This window comes from Mesorhizobium sp. KR2-14 (assembly GCF_040049255.1).
Taxonomy (GTDB): domain Bacteria; phylum Pseudomonadota; class Alphaproteobacteria; order Rhizobiales; family Rhizobiaceae; genus Pseudaminobacter.
Genome location: NZ_JBDZDR010000004.1, coordinates 209,895 through 228,948 on the forward strand (window position 1 = coordinate 209,895; position 19,054 = coordinate 228,948).

Annotated in this window: 24 protein-coding genes; 16 read left to right on the forward strand and 8 right to left on the reverse strand. The window is 61.6% G+C overall.

Annotated elements, in window-relative coordinates; genetic code table 11:
* Positions 1 to 2: 2 nt before the first annotated feature.
* The 3 genes from ABLE86_RS13090 (at position 3) to ABLE86_RS13100 (ending at position 1,873) form a co-directional block, all read left to right on the forward strand.
* Positions 3 to 569, forward strand: coding sequence for a GNAT family N-acetyltransferase (locus tag ABLE86_RS13090; RefSeq protein ID WP_348779399.1), 567 nt, complete (start codon positions 3 to 5; stop codon positions 567 to 569).
* Positions 570 to 696: 127 nt separating this feature from the next.
* Positions 697 to 1,254 carry an OmpA family protein gene (locus ABLE86_RS13095; protein ID WP_348779400.1) on the forward strand — a complete coding sequence of 186 codons (558 nt, stop codon included), beginning with the start codon at positions 697 to 699 and terminating at the stop codon, positions 1,252 to 1,254.
* A 349-nt stretch (positions 1,255 to 1,603) separates the two neighbouring features.
* Positions 1,604 to 1,873, forward strand: coding sequence for a hypothetical protein (locus tag ABLE86_RS13100; RefSeq protein ID WP_348779401.1), 270 nt, complete (start codon positions 1,604 to 1,606; stop codon positions 1,871 to 1,873).
* 125 nt (positions 1,874 to 1,998) lie between these two features.
* On the opposite strand, the gene ald is transcribed toward ABLE86_RS13100, so the two are convergent.
* On the reverse strand, positions 1,999 to 3,114 hold the full coding sequence (gene ald, locus ABLE86_RS13105; protein WP_348779402.1) for an alanine dehydrogenase: 1,116 nt from the start codon (positions 3,112 to 3,114) through the stop codon (positions 1,999 to 2,001).
* 149 nt (positions 3,115 to 3,263) lie between these two features.
* Between ald and ABLE86_RS13110 the strand changes: the two genes are divergently transcribed.
* Both ABLE86_RS13110 and ABLE86_RS13115 read left to right on the forward strand, forming a co-directional pair.
* Positions 3,264 to 3,737, forward strand: coding sequence for an Lrp/AsnC family transcriptional regulator (locus ABLE86_RS13110; RefSeq protein WP_348779403.1), 474 nt, complete (start codon positions 3,264 to 3,266; stop codon positions 3,735 to 3,737).
* Positions 3,738 to 3,972: 235 nt separating this feature from the next.
* Positions 3,973 to 5,952, forward strand: coding sequence for a bifunctional 2',3'-cyclic-nucleotide 2'-phosphodiesterase/3'-nucleotidase (locus ABLE86_RS13115; RefSeq protein WP_348779404.1), 1,980 nt, complete (start codon positions 3,973 to 3,975; stop codon positions 5,950 to 5,952).
* A gap of 79 nt (positions 5,953 to 6,031) precedes the next feature.
* Here the strand turns inward: ABLE86_RS13115 and ABLE86_RS13120 are convergent, their stop codons facing one another.
* On the reverse strand, positions 6,032 to 6,394 hold the full coding sequence (locus tag ABLE86_RS13120) for a hypothetical protein (protein ID WP_348779405.1): 363 nt from the start codon (positions 6,392 to 6,394) through the stop codon (positions 6,032 to 6,034).
* 256 nt (positions 6,395 to 6,650) lie between these two features.
* On the opposite strand from ABLE86_RS13120, the gene ABLE86_RS13125 reads away from it, so the two are divergent.
* The 3 genes from ABLE86_RS13125 (at position 6,651) to ABLE86_RS13135 (ending at position 8,051) form a co-directional block, all read left to right on the forward strand.
* Positions 6,651 to 6,944 (forward strand): Dabb family protein, encoded by a 294-nt coding sequence (locus tag ABLE86_RS13125; RefSeq protein WP_348779406.1) that lies wholly within the window; start codon positions 6,651 to 6,653, stop codon positions 6,942 to 6,944.
* A gap of 405 nt (positions 6,945 to 7,349) precedes the next feature.
* Positions 7,350 to 7,598 carry a ParB N-terminal domain-containing protein gene (locus tag ABLE86_RS13130; protein WP_348779407.1) on the forward strand — a complete coding sequence of 83 codons (249 nt, stop codon included), beginning with the start codon at positions 7,350 to 7,352 and terminating at the stop codon, positions 7,596 to 7,598.
* Positions 7,599 to 7,805: 207 nt separating this feature from the next.
* Positions 7,806 to 8,051: a hypothetical protein gene (locus ABLE86_RS13135; protein ID WP_348779408.1), complete on the forward strand. Its 246-nt coding sequence runs from the start codon at positions 7,806 to 7,808 to the stop codon at positions 8,049 to 8,051.
* Between the two features lie 42 nt (positions 8,052 to 8,093).
* On the opposite strand, the gene ABLE86_RS13140 is transcribed toward ABLE86_RS13135, so the two are convergent.
* Complete coding sequence (locus tag ABLE86_RS13140) at positions 8,094 to 9,626, reverse strand: acyl-CoA carboxylase subunit beta (protein ID WP_348779409.1); 1,533 nt, start codon at positions 9,624 to 9,626, stop codon at positions 8,094 to 8,096.
* A gap of 138 nt (positions 9,627 to 9,764) precedes the next feature.
* On the reverse strand, positions 9,765 to 10,205 hold the full coding sequence (locus ABLE86_RS13145) for a VOC family protein (RefSeq protein WP_348779410.1): 441 nt from the start codon (positions 10,203 to 10,205) through the stop codon (positions 9,765 to 9,767).
* 217 nt (positions 10,206 to 10,422) lie between these two features.
* Between ABLE86_RS13145 and ABLE86_RS13150 the strand changes: the two genes are divergently transcribed.
* From ABLE86_RS13150 to ABLE86_RS13175, 6 genes are all read left to right on the forward strand, one after another.
* Positions 10,423 to 11,016, forward strand: coding sequence for a cold-shock protein (locus ABLE86_RS13150; protein WP_348779411.1), 594 nt, complete (start codon positions 10,423 to 10,425; stop codon positions 11,014 to 11,016).
* 124 nt (positions 11,017 to 11,140) lie between these two features.
* The gene (locus ABLE86_RS13155) at positions 11,141 to 11,647 is read left to right on the forward strand and encodes a DUF192 domain-containing protein (protein ID WP_348779412.1); all 507 of its coding nucleotides are present in this window, start codon (positions 11,141 to 11,143) and stop codon (positions 11,645 to 11,647) included.
* A gap of 34 nt (positions 11,648 to 11,681) precedes the next feature.
* Positions 11,682 to 12,452: an alpha/beta hydrolase gene (locus tag ABLE86_RS13160; RefSeq protein ID WP_348779413.1), complete on the forward strand. Its 771-nt coding sequence runs from the start codon at positions 11,682 to 11,684 to the stop codon at positions 12,450 to 12,452.
* Positions 12,453 to 12,779: 327 nt separating this feature from the next.
* Positions 12,780 to 13,271, forward strand: coding sequence for a Spy/CpxP family protein refolding chaperone (locus ABLE86_RS13165; protein ID WP_348779414.1), 492 nt, complete (start codon positions 12,780 to 12,782; stop codon positions 13,269 to 13,271).
* A gap of 236 nt (positions 13,272 to 13,507) precedes the next feature.
* Positions 13,508 to 14,356 (forward strand): serine O-acetyltransferase, encoded by an 849-nt coding sequence (cysE, locus tag ABLE86_RS13170; RefSeq protein ID WP_348779415.1) that lies wholly within the window; start codon positions 13,508 to 13,510, stop codon positions 14,354 to 14,356.
* A 135-nt stretch (positions 14,357 to 14,491) separates the two neighbouring features.
* Positions 14,492 to 14,695, forward strand: a complete 204-nt coding sequence (locus tag ABLE86_RS13175; protein WP_348779416.1) for a DUF3126 family protein — start codon at positions 14,492 to 14,494, stop codon at positions 14,693 to 14,695.
* Between the two features lie 20 nt (positions 14,696 to 14,715).
* Here the strand turns inward: ABLE86_RS13175 and ABLE86_RS13180 are convergent, their stop codons facing one another.
* Entirely contained in the window at positions 14,716 to 15,450 is a 735-nt protein-coding gene (locus tag ABLE86_RS13180) for a hypothetical protein (RefSeq protein ID WP_348779417.1), read from the reverse strand.
* A gap of 163 nt (positions 15,451 to 15,613) precedes the next feature.
* Here ABLE86_RS13180 and ABLE86_RS13185 point away from each other — a divergent pair, with 163 nt between their 5' ends.
* Positions 15,614 to 16,141, forward strand: coding sequence for a gamma carbonic anhydrase family protein (locus ABLE86_RS13185; RefSeq protein WP_348779418.1), 528 nt, complete (start codon positions 15,614 to 15,616; stop codon positions 16,139 to 16,141).
* Between the two features lie 120 nt (positions 16,142 to 16,261).
* Here the strand turns inward: ABLE86_RS13185 and ABLE86_RS13190 are convergent, their stop codons facing one another.
* Positions 16,262 to 16,780 carry a transglutaminase-like cysteine peptidase gene (locus ABLE86_RS13190; protein WP_348779626.1) on the reverse strand — a complete coding sequence of 173 codons (519 nt, stop codon included), beginning with the start codon at positions 16,778 to 16,780 and terminating at the stop codon, positions 16,262 to 16,264.
* 421 nt (positions 16,781 to 17,201) lie between these two features.
* Between ABLE86_RS13190 and ABLE86_RS13195 the strand changes: the two genes are divergently transcribed.
* Complete coding sequence (locus ABLE86_RS13195) at positions 17,202 to 17,672, forward strand: nuclear transport factor 2 family protein (protein WP_348779419.1); 471 nt, start codon at positions 17,202 to 17,204, stop codon at positions 17,670 to 17,672.
* Positions 17,673 to 17,679: 7 nt separating this feature from the next.
* Here ABLE86_RS13195 and ABLE86_RS13200 read toward each other — a convergent pair whose 3' ends face one another.
* Together ABLE86_RS13200 and ABLE86_RS13205 are read right to left on the reverse strand one after the other, a co-directional pair.
* A complete protein-coding gene (locus ABLE86_RS13200) occupies positions 17,680 to 18,285 on the reverse strand; it encodes a PilZ domain-containing protein (protein WP_348779420.1) in 606 nt (201 codons plus the stop codon).
* 109 nt (positions 18,286 to 18,394) lie between these two features.
* Positions 18,395 to 19,030: a PAS domain-containing protein gene (locus ABLE86_RS13205; RefSeq protein ID WP_348779421.1), complete on the reverse strand. Its 636-nt coding sequence runs from the start codon at positions 19,028 to 19,030 to the stop codon at positions 18,395 to 18,397.
* Positions 19,031 to 19,054: the final 24 nt, after the last annotated feature.

Consider the following 19,054-nt stretch of genomic DNA (forward strand, 5'->3'; position numbering starts at 1 on the left):
GCATGACCGAACATGAGAATTCAACAACCGTGCCCGTCACGGTGACTTTCCTCGAAATGGCGGCGCCATTGGCGCACTACCCACCGCTGCCGCTCAACAAGCAGATCGCCCTTTTGCGGGCACGCAACATCCCGCTGCACTTCTATCGCTATCTGATGGACCGCGTGGGCCGCAAATGGCACTGGGTGAACGCCCTGCGCCTGACGGACGAGGAACTCGCGGCCAGCCTCCACCGCGAAGAGCGCGATATCCGCGTGCTATACCTTGAAGGGGCGCCAGCCGGTTTCTTCGACATCAAGCCGCATCTGCCCCACGAGGTCGAGCTTGCCTATTTCGGCATGATGGATCACGCCATAGGCCAGGGGCTGGGACGGTGGTTCCTCGGCGCTGCCATCGAGACCGCCTGGTCGTACAAGCCCCAGCGCGTAACTGTCCAGACCTGCACCATGGATCATCCCGCAGCGCTTCCGCTCTATCAGAAGCTGGGCTTTGCGCCTGTGGGCCAGAAGCACGAACTGGTGCGCACCATGACCTTGGCCGAGCGGTCAGATAGCGTCATGCGGCCCTGAGGGGCCCACCTACGGCCATTAACCACTCTTGCACGAAGCTGAAGACGCCGTTCATCGGTCCTTCAGCATCGCCGGGGCATGTTCGCGCCATCAATTCGGCCCCCGGCCATCCATGCAGGAGACACACATGATCAATCGCCGTCATTTCGCAGCAGCCATGGTCGCTCTGCTTGCCTTTCCGACCGTCGCGCCGGCCCAGAACATGATGCCTTCTGCCTCCCAGATCGAACGCCGTCTGGAGGAGGCGCCCACGCGCAAGCTCCGCCGCGACCAGCGCGTCACCGTGCGCGAGTTCAAGCGCCGGCCGGAACTGCGCCGCATGGCACCATCGATCGACATCCAGGCGATCAACTTCGAGTTCGGCTCGGCAGAGTTGCCACATTCGCAATACGGCAAGGTCAAGCAGATCGCCAACGCGCTCGAGCGCATCATTCGCCGCCGGCCGCACACGCGCATCCTGATCGAGGGGCATACCGACGCCGTCGGCTCCTTCGAAGCCAACCAGATCCTGTCCGAGCGCCGGGCGGAATCGATGAAGCGGGTGCTGGTGCGCGAGTTCCGCATCCCGTCCCACGTACTGGAGACGGTTGGCTACGGCGAGGAATTTCTGCTGGTGCCGACGCAGAACGAGAACTGGCAGAACCGACGCGTGACGCTGCGCCGCATCGACGATTTCCTGCGCTAGAAGCCCGCTTTCTCGACCTCCTCACAACAAGGCCCGCCGACGGTTTTTCGTTGGCGGGCTTTTTCTTTTGCCACCGCTGAAAAGCTTGTTTTTCAGAGAATTAGCAGTGACACGCGTCCGTGAAATCGCGCAAACGGCAGTCGCGGTGTTGTGATTGGGAAGTGTGCCGAAAAATACATATCTCCTCATCGTGGAAGAAATGAACCTTGGATAAGAAGTTTTTCTGACCAGCTCAGCATGACGCAAAAGACGGTTCAACCCGGTCGCCAAGTTTCGCTGGCTCCAGGCGTTTCTCCGCGGCTGTGTTTCAGAATGGAAGCAGCCATCGTTATTGATAAGGAGAAGGCAGATGGATAAGTTTCTATTCGCTTTTGCAGCAGTTCTTCTTGGTTCCGGCGCCGCCTTGGCCGATTCCGCACCGGCCACCGTAATCGTTCATCCGAGCCATGTCGTTCGCGAGACCTACGCGCAGGCCCTGTCCACGGGAGATACCGCGCCTACGGTGAAAGTGGTGAAGCAGTCGCGCATCAATTATGCCAGCGCAGCGGCCATGCAGGCTCTGGGCCACGCCCCCGTGTTCAATCCTCACGGCGGAGATGCGGCGCCTCCAGCCCGTTGAGCCGGTCACCCGCACTGCGATCCTTGAGCGGATGTGAGTTTCGAGGGCGACGGAGTTGATCCGCCGCCCTCTTGCTTTCCAGAGGTCCTGTGCAGTTGCGGCTTGCAAGAAGCAGGCCGTAATGGTCACGCGGCTAGCACTGCTTTCGGCTCGGCCGCTTCATAGCCAAGCGCTTCCGCCACGGCGCGATTGGTTATCCTGCCCTTGTGCACATTCAGGCCGTTTCGCAGGTGCGGCTCGTCCACCAGCGCCTTCAGCCCCTTGTCGGCCAGTTGCAGGCCGAAGTGCAATGTCGCGTTGTTCAGCGCATGCGCCGACGTCACCGGCACCGCGCCCGGCATGTTGGCCACGCAGTAGTGGATGATGCCGTCCACATCATAGGTTGGATTGGCGTGCGTGGTCGCGTGCGAGGTCTCGAAACAGCCGCCCTGGTCGATCGCCACATCCACCAGCACCGCTCCCTTCTTCATGCCTGACAGCATTTCGCGCGAAACCAGCTTCGGGGCGGCAGCGCCCGGGATCAGCACTGCGCCAATCACCACATCCCCCGTGAAGCATTCCTCTTCCAGCGCTTCGACGGTGGAGTAGCGGGTATGTACCCGCCCGGCAAAAATGTCGTCGAGCTGGCGCAGGCGCGGAATGAAGCGGTCGAGCACGACGACCTCGGCGCCGAGGCCGACGGCCATCTTGGCGGCGTTCAAGCCGACCACGCCGCCCCCGATGATCACGACCTTGCCCGGCAGAACACCGGGCACCCCACCCAGCAGCACGCCGCGCCCGCCATTCGGCTTTTGCAGCGCGGTGGCCGCCGCCTGTATGGCCAGCCTGCCCGCCACTTCCGACATCGGCGCCAGTAGCGGCAGGCCGCCTCGGTCATCGGTCACCGTCTCGTAGGCGATAGCGGTGACGCCGGACGCCAGCAGGCCCTTGGCCTGCTCGGGGTCGGGTGCGAGATGAAGAAAAGTGTACAGAATCTGACCGTCGTGCAGTTGCACCCACTCGCTCGGCTGCGGCTCCTTCACCTTCACGATCATGTCGGCACGGGCAAACACCTCCTCGGCGGTCCTGGCTATGGTTGCTCCGGCAGCGCGGTAGGCATTGTCGTCTGCGCCGATTCCGGCACCGGCACCTGTCTCGACAAGGATTTCGTGGCCATGGGCGGCGTATTCGCGCACCGCGCCCGGGGTCAGTCCTACTCGGAATTCGTTGTTCTTGATTTCCCTGGGGCATCCAACGCGCATGTGGGTCCTCCACTGTTGCTCCCTTGACGTAGGGTAAGGTGATGAAATCACAGATTCGCTCGCGCATCCTTGCGAATTTTGTTGCGTGGTGCTGATGGCGCGGATAATTCTTGCGTGAAATAGATAGTTATTCGAAGGAATGCCGAAAAGTGTCACTCGATCGCATCGATATCGCCATTTTGGACGCCCTGCAGCGCGATGGGCGCATTCCCAACGCTGCCCTGGCCGAGAAGGTCGGGCTGTCGCAGTCGGCCTGTTCGCGCCGGCTCGACAACCTTGAAAAGAGCGGCGTGATCCGGGGGTACCATGCGCGACTTTCCAATGCGGCGCTCGGGCACCAGATGACGGCGATCGTGCACATTTCGCTTTCGGGGCAGTTCGAAAAGACGCTGTCGGATTTTGAAGCCGCGATCAAACGCTGCCCCAACGTGCTCTCCTGCCACCTCATGTCGGGCGAATACGACTACATCCTGCGCATCGCCGCCAAGGACCTGGCAGACTACGAACGCATCCACAAGGAATGGCTGACCGCCATGCCGCACGTGACGAAGATCAACTCGTCCTTCGCGCTGCGCGAGATCATCGACCGCACCGCCTTGGGCATGAAGCCCGAGCTGGCCTGACGGCCGTCTTCCTTTCCATAACGCCGCCATCGTGGTGAGCGTCCTCGTTTTGCGAGGGTGCCAGGCCGGGCCGGTTGGTTCGGCTTTCGCGCATCCGAAATCGCCATGCCTGTGCTGCAGTCAGCGGCCTGTCATTGCCCCGTCATCCTCCCCTGCTGGACTCGTCAGGAATTCGGCGCGAAACTCCGGGTTTCGACGTCGATTTTTTTGAGCCTTTTCACAGGAGAGAAAACGCATGTCGCAAGTGCTTCCCTCGATTTCGCGCCGGTCATTTCTCACAGGCTCCGCCGCTGCCGGCGCCCTGGTGATGCTGCATCCCTTTTCGGCGCGCGCACAGGCAAACCAGGCCCATCTCAGGATCATGGAGACCACCGACATCCATGTGAACGTGCTGCCCTACGACTACTACGCCGACAAGCCGAACGACACGATGGGGCTTTCCCGCACGGCTTCGCTGATCGATGCCGTGCGCAAGGAAGCCACCAACACCATGCTGGTCGACAATGGCGACCTTCTGCAGGGCAGCCCCATGGGCGACTACATCGCTTATGAGAAGGGGCTGAAGGAAGGCGACGTCCACCCGATCATGAAGGGCATGAACCTGCTCGGCTACGAGTGTTCGACGCTCGGCAACCACGAGTTCAACTACGGCCTGTCCTTCCTCGATAAGGTGCTGGCCGGCGCCAATTTCCCATTCGTTTGCGCAAACCTGATCCGCGGTACGGAGCTCGCCTCCAACCCTCGCGACGACAAGCTCTATCTCAAGCCCTACGTGATCCTCGACCGGAAGATCAAGGACGGCGCCGGCGAGGAGCATCCGATCCGCATCGGCGTCATCGGCTTCGTTCCGCCGCAGATCATGATCTGGGACGCCAAGAATCTTTCGGGCAACGTAATGACCCGCGACATCGTTCAGGCAGCCAAGGCCTGGGTGCCGCAGATGAAGGAGGAGGGCGCCGACGTCGTGGTCGCACTTTCGCACTCCGGGATCGACACCAAGCAAAGCGACATGATGGAAAACGCCTCCTTCTTCCTGGCCGGCGTGGAAGGCATCGATGCGATCTTCACCGGCCACCAGCATCTCGTCTTCCCGGGAAAGAAGGATTTTCAGGGCCTCGAGGGGGTGGATGCCGAAAAGGGCACGCTGATGGGCAAACCCGCCGTGATGGGTGGCTTCTGGGGCTCGCATATGGGCCTGGTCGATCTTTTTCTCGAACGCGACGGCAGCAAGTGGCGCGTGGTGTCGGCAACCTCGGAGGCGCGGCCGATCTACGAGCGCGTCGACAACAAGAGCAAGGCCCTCGTTGAGGACGACAACCGCATCGCCGACGCTCTCAAGGAAGACCACGAGGCAACGCTGGCCTATGTCCGCCGGCCGGTCGGCAAGACCACGGCGCCGCTCTATTCCTATTTCGCACTGGTGGCCGACGATCCGTCGGTGCAGATCGTGAGCCAGGCGCAGATCTGGTACATCAAGGACCTGCTCAAGGAAACGAAGTGGAAGGACCTGCCGGTGCTTTCTGCGGCGGCGCCTTTCAAGGCGGGCGGCCGCGGCGGTGCGGACTACTACACCGACGTGCCGGCCGGCGACGTGGCGATCAAGAACGTGGCCGATCTCTACCTCTATCCCAACACCGTGCGGGCGGTGGAAATCACCGGCGCGCAGGTCAAGGAGTGGCTGGAGATGTCGGCTGGCATCTTCAACCAGATCGAACCCGGCAAGGCCGACCAGGAACTCATCAACAAGGACTTCCCGTCCTACAATTTCGACGTCATCGACGGGGTGACCTACAAGATCGATCTGTCGCAGCCGCCGAAATATGACCCGAAGGGCAAGGTGGCCAATGCGGGATCGAGCCGCATCATCGACCTCATGTTTGACGGCAAAGCCATTGATCCCCAGGCGAAATTCGTGGTTGCCACCAACAACTACCGCGCCGGCGGCGGCGGCAATTTCCCGGACATCAACGAAACCAAGATCATCGTCGAGGCGCCTGACACCAACCGCGACGTCATCGTGCGCTACATCGTGGAGCAGAAGACCATCAATCCTTCCGCCGACAGCAACTGGTCGTTCGCGCCAATGCCTGGCACGGCCGTGATTTTCGAAACCGGACCCAAGGCGAAGGAGTTTCTCGACCAGGTCCAGAGCGTAAAGATCGAAGCCGCGGGCGAGGGCGCCGACGGCTTTGCGAAATATCGCATCATGCTTTGATAGACACGCACGGATGGGCCACAGCAAAGGGGCGGCAGGATGACCTGCCGCCCCTTCTGCAACCTGCGCTAGTCGGGGACTAGCGCTCGAGGATGACGTCCTGCGGATTGACGATCACCGAGGAAGGTGCGGCATCGCCGCCGCGCATATTGGGTGTGCTAGTTGCAAAGCCGCCAAAACCTGCGCGGCCCGTGATGTCGAGGCTGGTGGGCGGGTTGACGACAACGGACGAAGGTGCCGCGTCGCCGCCGCGCATGTTGGGTGTGGTAGTTGCGAACCCGCCAAACCCGGCACGGCCTGTTATGTCAATGTTCGTCGGTGGATGGAACAACACCACAGGCGGGGCCGCGTCGCCGCCGCGCGGATTGAAGAACTGGGCTGAAGCCATGGAAGCACTTGCGGCTACAATGCCCAGGGCGATGGGGATAATGATTTTTTTCATTTTTGTTCTCCGTTTTTCTTTGCCCATCAAGTAATGGGCCAAGAATTTCGAAGATAAGTTGAGGGGGACTTATTCCTATCTTCGCTCACATACCAAAAAGTAGGCCTGCCATTCCTCAACATCAAATCACTGACTCGCGATTGTCGAGCGGGGCTGAGGCAGGAGTCCGTGATGAGGAATCTGGCACGCGCATATGCATTGACGAGCGCCGCCGCGAGATCCCAAAAGGGCGCCTCCAGACTCGAAGGAGGCGAAATTGATCCGGCACATTGTATTCTTCAGCGCCAAGCGAGGGCAGGACGTCGAGACTATCCGCAACGGGCTGCTCGCGCTTGCTGTCATACCGCATTCCAGCCACTTCGAAGTGACGGTCAACACCAAGGTCGACCCGATGTGCGATGCGATCGACCTCGTCGTTTACGCGGAATTTGCCGATCAGACGGCGCTGGCCGCCTTTAAGGCACACCCCATCTATGATGAAACGACCCGCAAGGTCAGGCCCATGCGCGAACTGCGCTTTTCGGCCGACGTTGTCGCTGACCAAAGATAGCGAACACCCTTCTCGATCTGGTGCGACCGCCGCCATGCCGAAATTGGGACAGCTGTTCTCTTTCGGCGACGTTGTTGGCCCAAACCGGGTCACACTGTGTCATTCGCGCAGCCTGCTCATCTTTGCCGCCGCGAGCAACACGCCGGAAAGTCCCGCAGTTGTCGCGGCCAGGGCTCAAAAATCATGATTGGCACGGATGTTGCTGCCGAGGTGATGTGCGTCGCTCTCGCGCCAGCCGTTGGGGGGCTTGCGCGATGACGCCGACGCAGCCTTCAGGGGAGGGCACCCGGTCGGAGCGCAGCGTAGAAGCGCGCTCTGGCCGGGTCACTCTCGAATAGCGGGGGGCATGGACATCCGGCGCCAAAGCACTAATCATGGCGAAGCTCCACATCCGTTGGCGAGGCCATGCTGAGACCTCAGAAAATTCCGATCAGTCAGATCTATGTCCCGGCAGCGCGCCGCAAGACGCTGCATCCCGAAACGGTGCGCTTCATTGCCGAAAGCATCGTCGAAAACGGGCAGCAAACACCGATCCAGGTGCGCTTCGACGGCAAGCGATATGTTCTGATCGAGGGGCTGCATCGCCTGGAAGCCATGAAGTGGCTCGGCGAAACGACCATCGAGAGCTATCTGGTGCAGGCGCGCCGCCACTGACGTCCTCCAATCCAAAGCCGCCGCAAATAGCGTCAAGCCTCTCCCGTGATAATCTGATCGTGGCCTTGAGTGAGTCGGGCCTGTCATCGTGTGTCCGGTCGCCGCGAAAAAGTCGCTGAAGCCGTAAGGCTGGCGCAAGCGACCGCCTCCATTCTGCAAAGCGTTCGTTGCTGTATCTGTGTTTGGGCAATTGGCGAGGGGCTGCCGATGCAGAACATTATCGAAGATTGTCTGAAGCCGCGCCTGACGGAAAGCGTCGATATTCTCACGGCGGTCAACATCCTGCGTTCGCGCGGCTACGAGCAGGACGATCTGATCGCCGAGATTACCAGGCTCTTCTACGTCGATCTGGACGAATACAACCTTGTCATGCGCCGGCTGGCCTTCGCCGGCGTACGCTATGATGGGTTTGCATTCCAGGACGATGCCCTTGCGGTCGGCTCGGCGGCCTGAGGAGCAATAGCCTGAAGCGCCGGCAGCTGGCGCTGACCGCTCTCAAAGCGGAATGTTGTCGTGCTTCTTCCAGGGGTTTTGCAGGTCCTTGTTGCGCAGCATGCGCAGCGCCCGCGCCACCCGCCGACGGGTGGAATGCGGCATGATCACCTCGTCGACATAGCCGCGCTCGGCCGCCACGAAGGGAGAGAGGAATCGATCCTCATAGGCCTTCGTGTGCGCGGCGATCTTCTCGGCGTCGCCGATATCCTTGCGGTAGATGATTTCCACTGCGCCTTTGGCGCCCATTACCGCGATCTGCGCTGTCGGCCAGGCATAGTTCATGTCGCCGCGCAGGTGCTTTGAGGCCATCACGTCATAGGCGCCGCCGAAGGCCTTGCGGGTGATCACGGTCACTTTCGGCACCGTCGCTTCCGCATAGGCGAAAAGAAGCTTGGCGCCATGCTTGATCAGCCCGCCATATTCTTGGCTCGTGCCGGGCAGGAAGCCCGGAACGTCGACGAATGTGACGATCGGGATGTTGAAGCAGTCGCAGAAGCGCACGAAGCGCGCCGCCTTGCGGCTGGCATCGGAATCCAGCACTCCTGCCAGCACCATCGGCTGGTTGGCAACGAAGCCGACCGTGCGGCCCTCTATGCGGCCGAAGCCGACGACGATGTTCTTGGCGAAGCTCGGCTGGATCTCGAAGAAGTCGCCCTCGTCGGCGATCTTCAGGATCAGTTCCTTGATGTCGTAGGGCTTGTTGGCGTTGTCGGGGATCAGCCGGTCTAGAGACAGGTCGTGGTCGGTCACTGACTGGAAGCACTCGATCTCGGGTATCTCGGCCGTGTTGGAGGCCGGCAGGAAGTCGATCAGCCGGCGCATCTGCAGCAGCGTCTCGACGTCGTTGTCGTAAGCGCCGTCGGCGATCGAGGATTTCGTCGTGTGGACGGAGGCGCCGCCGAGGCTCTCGGCCGTCACCGTCTCGTTGGTCACGGTCTTCACCACGTCCGGCCCGGTCACGAACATGTAGGACGTATCGCGCACCATGAAGATGAAGTCGGTCATGGCAGGCGAATAGACGTCGCCCCCGGCGCATGGGCCCATGATGACGGAGATCTGCGGAATGACGCCCGAGGCGAGCACATTGCGCTGGAACACCTCTGCATAGCCGCCAAGTGCTGCCACGCCCTCCTGGATGCGCGCGCCGCCAGCGTCGTATAGGCCGATGATCGGCGCGCGGTTGCGCAGCGCCATGTCCTGCACCTTCTGGATCTTTTCCGCATGCGCCTCTGAAAGAGATCCACCGAAGACAGTGAAATCCTTGGCAAAAAGGAAGACCGGCCGCCCGTTGACTGTGCCCCAGCCGGTAACGACACCATCGCCGGCGACCTTGGTCTTCTCCATGCCGAAGTCGGTCGAGCGGTGCTCGACATACATGTCGAACTCCTCGAAGGAGCCTTCATCGAGGAAGATTTCGATGCGCTCGCGGGCTGTCAGCTTGCCCTTGGCGTGCTGGGCCTCCACGCGGGCCTTGCCGCCGCCGGCACGCGCGATTTCGCGCCGGCGCTCGAGTTCCTTCAGCACGTCTTTCATTGCGAAACGCTCCCTCGGGCCCAAACCTTCCATGAAGGTGTTAGCACGACCGCAAGGGCGCGCAAACATCGCCGCGAGGCGCAAGCGCCCCGCTTGCCCGCGTGCCTCCCTGGAAAAACGCGGGCGCAGTTTCGCCTGCTACCAGGTGCCGGTGTTCTGCATGGACGCCCAGGGTTCGGCCTTCTCCTTCGCCTCGCCCTTCTGCAGCAGTTCGATCGAAATGCCGTCCGGCGACTTGATGAATGCCATGTAGCCGTCGCGCGGGGGGCGATTGATGGTCACGCCCTTGTCCATCAAGTGCTGGCAGGTGGCGTAGATGTCGTCCACCTCATAGGCGAGATGCCCGAAATTGCGGCCGCCGGTGTAATTTTCCGGATCCCAGTTGTAGGTCAGCTCGAGCAGCGGCGCCTTTTTGGAGGCGGCGGCACCCTCGTCGTGGCTGGCGGCGAGATAGATCAGCGTGAATCGGCCCGCTTCGCTTTCGTAGCGGCGCATCTCCTTCATGCCGAGCTTGTTGCAGTAGAAATCAAGCGATGCCTCGATGTCGGCAACGCGAACCATGGTGTGCAGATAGCGCATTTTTCCAGTCCCTATTTGGAGCTTACGAACATATGGCAGCGGTGCTGCGGCGCGGCAACGGACAAAGCCTTTGCCGCCGGCTCGTCGAAGTTGATCCACAGTATTACGCGGGCTTGAACGAAAAATCCGGCCCCCGGCTCTTGCACACGAGCAAACCCAAAGTGTTAATCTGCATTTAAGAATCAGTTGCGTCGTTACGAGAAAAAGGTGCGGTCGAATGGGGGACAGAGCCTCTTTCGCGGGGCGGGACTTGGCCGGAGAAGCGGCCTTGAAACGCGATGAGATCGACGAAGGCGTCGATTTTGTCGAGGTCTCGGGCGCCATCAAATGGTTTGACGTAGCCAAGGGCTACGGCTTTATCCGTCCGGACGGCGGCGGCGCCGACATTCTCCTTCATGTGACCTGCTTGCGCCGCGACGGCTTCCAGACCGCGCTCGAAGGCGCGCGCGTCGTCTGCCTTGTGCGTCAGGGCGACCGCGGCCTGCAGGCGTTCCAGGTCCTGTCGATGGACAATTCGACGGCGGCGAATCCTGCCGAGAACAATGTGCAGCGCACCCATGTGGCGGTGACCGCGGAGAGCGGGCTCGAGCGCGCGCTGGTGAAATGGTTCAACCGCACCAAGGGCTTTGGGTTCCTGACCCGCGGCGAAGGCACGGAAGACATCTTCATCCATATGGAAACCCTGCGCCGCTACGGGTTGACCGAGCTTCGCCCCGGCCAGGTGGTTCTCCTGCGCTACGGAAAGGGTGACAAGGGCCTCATGGCAGCCGAAATCCACCCCGATATCGGCACACTGCCCATTCCGCACTAGGCTTGGCCTCCGCCTGTCCGGCCCGGCCGTCGTTCCAAATTGCTCTCCATCTGCATGCGCCGGGCGGCTGCTTCTGGTACGATGGCGGCCGGGCGCGATGGCCCGCGATAGAAGAGACATTTTTATGATCCGCAGGTTCTGGTTGGCCGGCGCGGTGCTTGCCGCAATCGTCGGCATAGTCACCTCTCTCGTTTTCTTGCAGCCGTCCGCCGCCGACGGGCAGCCCATGCTTTTGCCTACCGACGCGACACCGCTCGTGGCGGTCACCGGCAGCGGCGAGCGCGCCTTTTCGATCGAGATTGCCGACGACGATGCCGAGCGCGCCGCCGGCCTGATGTTTCGCGAGCAGATGGGAGACGACCATGGCATGCTGTTCGTGTTCGAACAGACGCGGCCGGTCGGGTTCTGGATGAAGAACACCCCTATGCCGCTCGACCTCATCTTCATAGGCCAGGACGGCAAGGTGAAGGCGGTGCGCCGCGGCGAGCCGTTCTCGGAGGCCTTGATCGCGCCCGACGATCCGGTGCGGTTCGTGCTTGAATTGAAAGCCGGCATGGCCGAAAAGGCCGGCATCCAGGAAGGCGATCTCTTCCGCCATCCGGTCATCGGCGCTGTCCAGCCCGGCAACTAGGCTCGGCGCGCCTTTTCAGTTGGGGCTCGCAAGCGTGACGCAGTTTTTTTCCCACGACGGTTTCGAACTCGCCTTCATCGACCGTGCACCGCATCACGGTGAGGCTGAACCCGTTCTCCTCATTCACGGCTTCGCATCCAGCCACATCGTAAACTGGGTTGCGCCGGGCTGGGTCAAGACGCTGACGGAAGCAGGCTATCGGGCCATAGCGCTCGACAATCGCGGCCACGGACTGTCGACCAAGAGTTATAACGCCGACGACTATACGCCGGAGAAAATGGCGAGCGATGCCGCGGCCCTGCTCGACCATCTCGGCATCGAGCGGGCCCATGTCATGGGCTATTCGATGGGCGCTCGGGTTTCGGCCTTCATGGCACTGGCGACGCCAGAGAAGGTCGCGACGCTCGTGCTGGGCGGTCTGGGCATCGGTATGATTGAGGGCGTCGGCGACTGGGACCCCATCGCCGAGGCGCTTCTGGCGCCAGATCCCGCAGCGATCGGCCACACGCGCGGCCAAATGTTCCGGGCCTTCGCCGACCAGACCAAGAGCGACCGCGCAGCACTTGCCGCCTGCATCTCCACCTCGCGCGAACTGCTGAGCGAAGCGGAAGTCGCCCGCATCATGCAGCCAACGCTGATCGGAGTAGGCACCAGGGATGACATTGCCGGTTCCCCTGAAGAACTGGCGGCGCTCATGCCCAATGCGGTGGCGTTCGACATTGAGGGCAGGGACCATATGCTCTCGGTCGGCGACCGGACCTTCAAGAAGCGCGTGCTGGAATTTCTCGCGGAAAACCGGCTGTAAACCGGGCTGACCGGCACCGCGCCGCACCGTAACAGAAGTCCGGGATCTCGCTTCCGGGCTCCGCCTAAATACGCATGACACTTCGGCTAGCTCCCGTCCAACTGGGGGCGGCGTTCCCTCGCGCCCTTGGCCATGCCGCAAACGTGATCGCCGCGCATGCGGTTCGCGGCGGCACCGGCAGGGCAAATTGCGTTGGATCAAGGAACGGCTCTGTGCCGTTGGCAGAATGCCGGAGGTTGCTTCCGGCAACCTTTGGGTCCCACTTCCGGACCCGCAGAGCCCAACTAGGCCGATCACCATCTTTTCGGAAAGAAAAGGAAGATCAACATGTTGCGAACAGCACTTGTCGGGTTGACAGCCCTGCTCATCGCTGGGCCAGCGCTGGCCCAAACTCAGACGCCATCCGAACGCGCCCAGGAGCTGCTGAACTCGGTCGATTGGAAGGCCTTGACGGATGCCAGAATTGACGTGGTCAAGACCGCGCTTCAGCTCACGCCCGAACAAGAAAAACTATGGCCGCCCGTGGAGCAAGCTATCCGTGCCCGGGCAGAAGCCAGACATGCCCGCCTTGATGCAATGGCAAAGCCGCGCGAGGAGAAGCGCGACGTGTTCGAATTCTTGAACGACCGTGCCGACAACATGGCCAAGCGAGCCGCCACGCTCAAGCAGCTCGCGCAAGCCTGGCAGCCCCTCTATCAGAGCCTCGACGACAAGCAGAAGATGCGGCTGCGCGTTCTGGCAATGCATGTCCTGCACGAGATGAGGGGCGCTGCCGAAAGCCACATGCGGGGCATGGAGGATGACGACGCGGAAGATTGACGCGCCGCATTGTCCTCAACCCTGCCGTGGCAGGGCGCCTCACTTCGCACGATACGATTCTGTAACTGCAAATGCCCGCGCGGCCACCGGCGCGGGCATTTTTTTCCTTTTGCGCCCTAGAACGCCAGCAAGCACAATCCCTTGAAGCTTGGTTCAGGAAAATTGGGTTCAAACCTGGTATCTTCTGACCTATATGTCAGCCTGACGTTGATGCCGCCTGGCAACGGAGACTTCCCATGACGACTAGCAGCGCAACTCGCCACGGAGCGCTTCAACCCATCGACCCGATCTGGAGATCGGTGCAGGAGGAGGCAAGGGAAGCCGTATCGCGCGACCCGGTGCTTGCCGCCTTCCTCTACTCCACCATCCTGAACCAGGACAGGCTCGAGGATGCGGTGATGCATCGCCTGGCAGAGCGCCTGGCGCACCAGGACCTCGGTGCCGATCTCATCCGCCAGGCCTTCAAGGCCATGCTGGCCGACAATCCGGGCTGGGCGTCGACAGTGCGGGTGGACATCCAGGCCTATTACGATCGCGATCCGGCCTGCGACCGCTTCCTGATGCCGATCCTCTATTTCAAGGGCTTCCACGCCATCCAGACACACCGGCTGGCGCATTGGCTGTGGAACTGCGGCCGGCGTGATTTCGCACTCTATCTTCAGAGCCGCTCCTCTTCCGTCTTCCAGACCGACATTCATCCGGCTTCGAAAATCGGCAAGGGCATTTTCATCGACCACGCCACTGGGCTGGTCGTGGGCGAGACGGCGGTGATCGAGGACGACGTTTCCATCCTGCATGGCGTGACGCTGGGCGGTACCGGAAAGGCGGGAGGTGACCGTCATCCCAAGATCCGGCACGGCGTGCTGATCGGCGCCGGCGCCAAGATCCTCGGCAACATCGAAGTGGGTCACTGCGCGAAGGTTGCAGCCGGATCGGTTGTGCTGTCTTCCGTCCCGCACAACAAGACGGTGGCCGGCGTACCGGCCCGTGTCGTGGGTGAAACCGGTTGCGACCAGCCTTCGCGCCAGATGGATCAGTTCCTGCCCTCGCAGGCCATGGACCACGTTGTCAGTTTCGACATCTAAGCTCCGGGGTTCCTGGCAGCTGCTGGCGGGCGCTGCCATTTGTCCGGTGAGTTTGTGCCGTGCGCCTTTACATTGCCGTTCAAGGCGTGTCAGAAGCGCTGTTCATCGAACCACCCCGCCACCGGGAGAAGAGTGTTGAAGCCGGAAGAAATCAGAAAACTCGACGCATATTTCAAGCGGACCTTCCAGAATCCGCAGTTGCAGGTCAAGGCGCGGCCGCGCAAGAACGACTCGGCCGAAGTCTATATCGGCGACGAGTTCCTCGGCATCGTCTTCAAGGATGAGGACGACGGCGACTACAACTTCTCGATGGCCATTCTCGACGTCGATCTGGACTGACACCGTCCCTGCCGGCCGCGTCAGCGGCCGGTCTTCACGTATTGCGCGGCCTTGGCCCGCACACTCGCCTCCAGGCGCTGCCAGTCCTCCAGGAGTTCTCTGGAAAATCGGTAGCTGAGGCTCAGTTCGTCGCCGAGGTGAATGTCGCGCTCGCACGGGGCAAGCGATTCCTCCGCACTCGGGCCGACAAGGCAGCGCGCCACGAAAGGCTCCTCGCCTGGGCGTTCGGCAACCGCCAGTTCTTCATTGATGTAGCCAGATTTCTCGGTGAATCCGTAGAGCATGAGTCCGCCCGGACCGGCCGTTCCCGGCCGCTCGATCAAGGAACTGTAGATCGGCGCGAAGCGTCCGCTCATGTCGCGCGACATCATCCGCTCGTCGAAACTGAGAAACAGGATGTGCCGCCCGCCGTCGGCGTTGTTGAAGTCGTCGCGGGTCGCGCTCGTGTAGCCTTCCATCTCCGGCCAGCGCAAATAGATGTCGAGTCGCGTTGCGATGCCGTCGCGTCTTGCCTTTTCGAAGCGGATCGCATTTGCCGGCGCCGAAATCACGTTGTTGCCGATCACGACCTCATGCCGACGCGTGTCGTCGGTGTGGCCGGCCAACGCCAGAGACCGGCCGAGCCAGTTGCCGCCATAGCTGATGGCGGCGGATACTAGCCCGAGCGCGGCGAAGATGTGGAAGACCTTCTTCATCAGCACATTATCGACGGATCTGACGGCTTCTTGCGGCTGCGGCACGGCGGCCCGCTTCATGGTGGCTCTCCTGGTGGCCGACGCTGCCAACCTTGCAATCTCATGGTAAATGGCTGGTAAACGAGGGCCCGGTGGAGCAGCTCGGTCACGGCTTGCCGCTGGGCGCTCCGCCCGGCTAGGCTGGTCTCCAGGCCGCGCGCTACATCTCAGGCAGGGAGAAGAAATGCCTCTTTACGCAATCGATGGGACGAGACCCGAATTCGAGGACGAGCAAAGCAGCTGGATCGCGCCCGACGCAACCGTGATCGGCAGCGTCGGAATCGGCCGCGACGTGGGCATCTGGTTCGGCTCGGTCATCCGTGGCGACAATGAGCGGATCGAGATCGGCGCCGGCAGCAATATCCAGGAACATACGGTGATGCACACCGATCCCGGCTTTCCGCTCACGATCGGGCAGGGGTGCACCATCGGCCATCGGGCCATTCTTCACGGCTGCAGCATTGGCGAAAACAGCCTGATTGGAATGGGCGCGATCGTGCTGAACGGAGCGAAGATCGGCAGGAACTGCCTGGTCGGGGCGGGCGCCCTGGTCACCGAGGGCAAGGAGTTTCCGGACAATTCGCTGATCGTGGGTTCGCCGGCAAAAGTGGTGCGCATGCTGGACGATCAGGCAGTCGAACGACTGCGTGAGTCTGCGACGCACTATGTCGAGAACGCCAGGCGGTTCAAGGCAGGGCTGCAGAAGCTCTGAGCCGGCCCCGCGGCTTTCGTTTCGGGCAAGAAAAAGGGAGCCGGCCCTATTGGGGAAGCCGGCTCCCAAAGCCCGGTCTTTGGGGAAGGGGGGACAGGACCGGGTTTTCTGTCGTCCCGCTCAATACAAGCTTGCCACCGCGTCGGCACGGCCGTCGTTAATCTGCATCCAGACGCCGGAATGCCGCTCCGACTGGCGCTTCAGATAGGTGTATTCAGTGTCGGTCCAGGCCAGCACTCGCGGCTCCAGATTGTCGAGAATGAAGTCGCCATGGCTGGTCCGGACGGTCAGAACGGCGTGGCCGTCGCCGTTGGACTGGCGCACCACCGTCATCAGCAGGTCGCCCGGCTGCAGGCCTAGCGCCATCAGGCGACGGCGCTTCTCCAGCGCGTAGTCCTCGCAGTCGCCGAAGCCGTTTTCGGGATAAGCCCAGTGCTCCTCTTCGCCGTAGTTCTCCATGTCGGTGCGCGGCTGGATCTGGCTGTTGACTTCATTGTTCACGGCAACGATCGCAGCCCAAAGCTTGCGCGTCAGCTCAAGCTCGGAGTTCCTCTCCGTCTTCTGGCTGCACTCCTTCGGCAGCTGGCGGCAGAGATCATAATGCCCCACCGGCTGCGTCGTGCGTGCGCCCACCTGCATGAATGCTTCGGCGGCGTAAGCCTCTCCGGCCAGCCCGCCAAGGCCCAGAAACGCCGCTACGACCAACGCCAGTCTTTTTGTTCTTGTCACTGTGACACATCCCATTTGCGGTCACACTGACACGAGCGGATTTATTCCACGCAAAACATCGCCGTAGATGTTGAGTGAAATGCGCGTCAAATGAAGTAGTTATTTGAGGAAACTAATAATAAAATTGAATGCAAATTTTCTGAAAAATTGAACGGATTCTGATGGAAACCGTTCACCTTCGTGGCTACGCCCAGTGCCCGGCCGGTTCCAATTGCTCGCGGCAGGGGCGGCGCGTATGCTGTGCTGATTAGCGTGCGCCCGAGCTTAGCTGGAAGGCGGCTGCTTGGGAGTTATTTCAAATGCGACTTCAGCCCGCACGGAGGAGTGCGCAATGAAGAACGACGTCAGTAAGGCCGATCTCCAGGATCAAGACAGGCAGGCAATCAGGGCGCTGATCGCGCGGCAGTTTTCAAGCTTGAGCTGGACGCCGAACAATCCAGGCGACTGGGATGCCTTCTCGGCAGACTTCGTGCCCGAAGCGTTTCTCTATGCCAGCGCCCGGCCTTCGCGCGGCCAGACGGTCCAGGCGTTCATGGATCGCATGAAGAACCTGGAGCAGACCACGCTAAGAATGTTCCAGGAATCGCTTGAGCGCTGCGAGATTTGCGTGTTCGGCAATGTCGCGGTGGCAGCCGCTGTTTGCGAGCAGGTCGAAAACGCCGGCCGGGCAAATCGCACCGTGGAAATGTTCCTGCTGGTGCGCAACGACGATGGTTGGCGCATAGCTTCCCAGGCCTGGGACATGGAAACCCAGGCCAAGCGCATTCCAGAGCGGTTCTTTCCCGACGAGACGGAAGATTAGTCGCGCCTCAGGAAAACTCGGAATCGAGCGTTTCCGGCCTCTGCACCACTGCGAACTCGACGGCGATGCCCTCTTCGAAGTGGCGAACCACCTGGCCGCGCATGGTTCCGAGCATCACCTGCACGCCCAAGGCGGGCTTCACCTCTATTTCGATGGCTGCGCCCGACAGCGACAGATCGATGATCCGGCAGTCATACTGGCGACCGTCCGCCAGCCGCAGCGTGCTCATCGGCTTGCGCGGCGACACGCGTTCGTGCCTGCGGTCTTCCGGCAGGTCCAGTTCGTGCTTGTTGGCCAGCCAGGTCAACTGCGCGGCGAGCTTGTCCCGCTTGCGGTCCGAGGCCGCGATGGTCATGGCAAAGCCGTTCGGCAGCAGTCGGGTGATGGCGCCTTCCACGCGGCCGATGTGATCGAGATAGGCGATCACCTTTTGTCCGGGCTGGCCCATTCCGTTGCACAAAAGGGCTACGCTGCCCGGCGACATGTCTATGACCTTGCAGGGATGCTCGCTGCGGTCTTCCAGCATCAGCCGCCCATGGATATGGACGCGAACGCGTTGGAAATTGCGCTTCTCGACCGTTGACGGCGCTTGGCTGATCGCCGCTGCTCTCATGACTGCCCCTGTCGCATGCAAACGGCCACGCGCTTTCGCGCGGCGGCAGGGTTAATTTAGTCGCCTAGAGGTTAACAACGGGTAAGACGGCCCAGGGGGGCAGGGCCCACTACTCCTCGCGGCCGCCCTTCAGCACCACCAGATGGCGGACGCGCTTCGCACCCAGCGACTTCATCGAATCGGAAAGGGCGTGGTCGCTCGGCGCCAGCGAGGGCACGGGGATCTCGGGCCGGTTCTTCAGGAACATCGGCTCACGGTCGGGATTGATTACGCGCACCGAGTCGATCATCGCGTCGACGAGCGGGTCGGCGCCCAGCCAGAACGGCCTTTCGCAGGGGCTGACGATGCCCAGCGCGCGTGGGCTTTCAGGTCCGCCATCCAAGGGCAGAAGCAGAAGCTCGAAGGGGTTGATGCGGCTGTTCGAGGAGTATCCGTCGAAAGCGATGGTGACGACGGACTTGGCATGAAAAACACCATGGGTCAGGCGGGCGACCAGCCTCTGATCCTTTTCGCGCCACAGCGACGGGAAGCAGAAGCCTTTCAATTCGCGCCCATAGGTCGCGCACAGGCGAGTGCCGGCCAGGCGGAAAACGGCCTCGCCGCGGCTGTCCTGCTCCAGGATAAACGTGTCGGCCAGCAGGGTCTTGATCTCGGCCGGCTCGATTTCGGTCCGCTTGGGCGCGGGACGCCCATTCCGCAATCGGTTCCAATAGTGGAACAGTTTGATCGATCCGTCTTGTTTCATGCTGCTCCGCTCCGCGCAGTCTGT

What these genes read in the sequence shown, in the direction of transcription:
- ABLE86_RS13100 (WP_348779401.1), top strand. Translation starts at nt 1,604, where the DNA reads ATGGATAAGTTTCTATTCGCTTTTGCAGCAGTTCTTCTTGGTTCCGGC.
- ABLE86_RS13150 (WP_348779411.1), top strand. Translation starts at nt 10,423, where the DNA reads ATGGGGGACAGAGCCTCTTTCGCGGGGCGGGACTTGGCCGGAGAAGCG.
- ABLE86_RS13165 (WP_348779414.1), top strand. Translation starts at nt 12,780, where the DNA reads ATGTTGCGAACAGCACTTGTCGGGTTGACAGCCCTGCTCATCGCTGGG.
- ABLE86_RS13155 (WP_348779412.1), top strand. Translation starts at nt 11,141, where the DNA reads ATGATCCGCAGGTTCTGGTTGGCCGGCGCGGTGCTTGCCGCAATCGTC.
- ABLE86_RS13135 (WP_348779408.1), top strand. Translation starts at nt 7,806, where the DNA reads ATGCAGAACATTATCGAAGATTGTCTGAAGCCGCGCCTGACGGAAAGC.
- cysE (WP_348779415.1), top strand. Translation starts at nt 13,508, where the DNA reads ATGACGACTAGCAGCGCAACTCGCCACGGAGCGCTTCAACCCATCGAC.
- ABLE86_RS13145 (WP_348779410.1), bottom strand. Translation starts at nt 10,205, where the DNA reads ATGCGCTATCTGCACACCATGGTTCGCGTTGCCGACATCGAGGCATCG.
- ABLE86_RS13120 (WP_348779405.1), bottom strand. Translation starts at nt 6,394, where the DNA reads ATGAAAAAAATCATTATCCCCATCGCCCTGGGCATTGTAGCCGCAAGT.
- ABLE86_RS13195 (WP_348779419.1), top strand. Translation starts at nt 17,202, where the DNA reads ATGAAGAACGACGTCAGTAAGGCCGATCTCCAGGATCAAGACAGGCAG.
- ABLE86_RS13185 (WP_348779418.1), top strand. Translation starts at nt 15,614, where the DNA reads ATGCCTCTTTACGCAATCGATGGGACGAGACCCGAATTCGAGGACGAG.
- ABLE86_RS13115 (WP_348779404.1), top strand. Translation starts at nt 3,973, where the DNA reads ATGTCGCAAGTGCTTCCCTCGATTTCGCGCCGGTCATTTCTCACAGGC.
- ABLE86_RS13180 (WP_348779417.1), bottom strand. Translation starts at nt 15,450, where the DNA reads ATGAAGCGGGCCGCCGTGCCGCAGCCGCAAGAAGCCGTCAGATCCGTC.
- ald (WP_348779402.1), bottom strand. Translation starts at nt 3,114, where the DNA reads ATGCGCGTTGGATGCCCCAGGGAAATCAAGAACAACGAATTCCGAGTA.
- ABLE86_RS13090 (WP_348779399.1), top strand. Translation starts at nt 3, where the DNA reads ATGACCGAACATGAGAATTCAACAACCGTGCCCGTCACGGTGACTTTC.
- ABLE86_RS13130 (WP_348779407.1), top strand. Translation starts at nt 7,350, where the DNA reads ATGCTGAGACCTCAGAAAATTCCGATCAGTCAGATCTATGTCCCGGCA.
- ABLE86_RS13190 (WP_348779626.1), bottom strand. Translation starts at nt 16,780, where the DNA reads ATGCAGGTGGGCGCACGCACGACGCAGCCGGTGGGGCATTATGATCTC.
- ABLE86_RS13095 (WP_348779400.1), top strand. Translation starts at nt 697, where the DNA reads ATGATCAATCGCCGTCATTTCGCAGCAGCCATGGTCGCTCTGCTTGCC.
- ABLE86_RS13205 (WP_348779421.1), bottom strand. Translation starts at nt 19,030, where the DNA reads ATGAAACAAGACGGATCGATCAAACTGTTCCACTATTGGAACCGATTG.
- ABLE86_RS13140 (WP_348779409.1), bottom strand. Translation starts at nt 9,626, where the DNA reads ATGAAAGACGTGCTGAAGGAACTCGAGCGCCGGCGCGAAATCGCGCGT.
- ABLE86_RS13200 (WP_348779420.1), bottom strand. Translation starts at nt 18,285, where the DNA reads ATGAGAGCAGCGGCGATCAGCCAAGCGCCGTCAACGGTCGAGAAGCGC.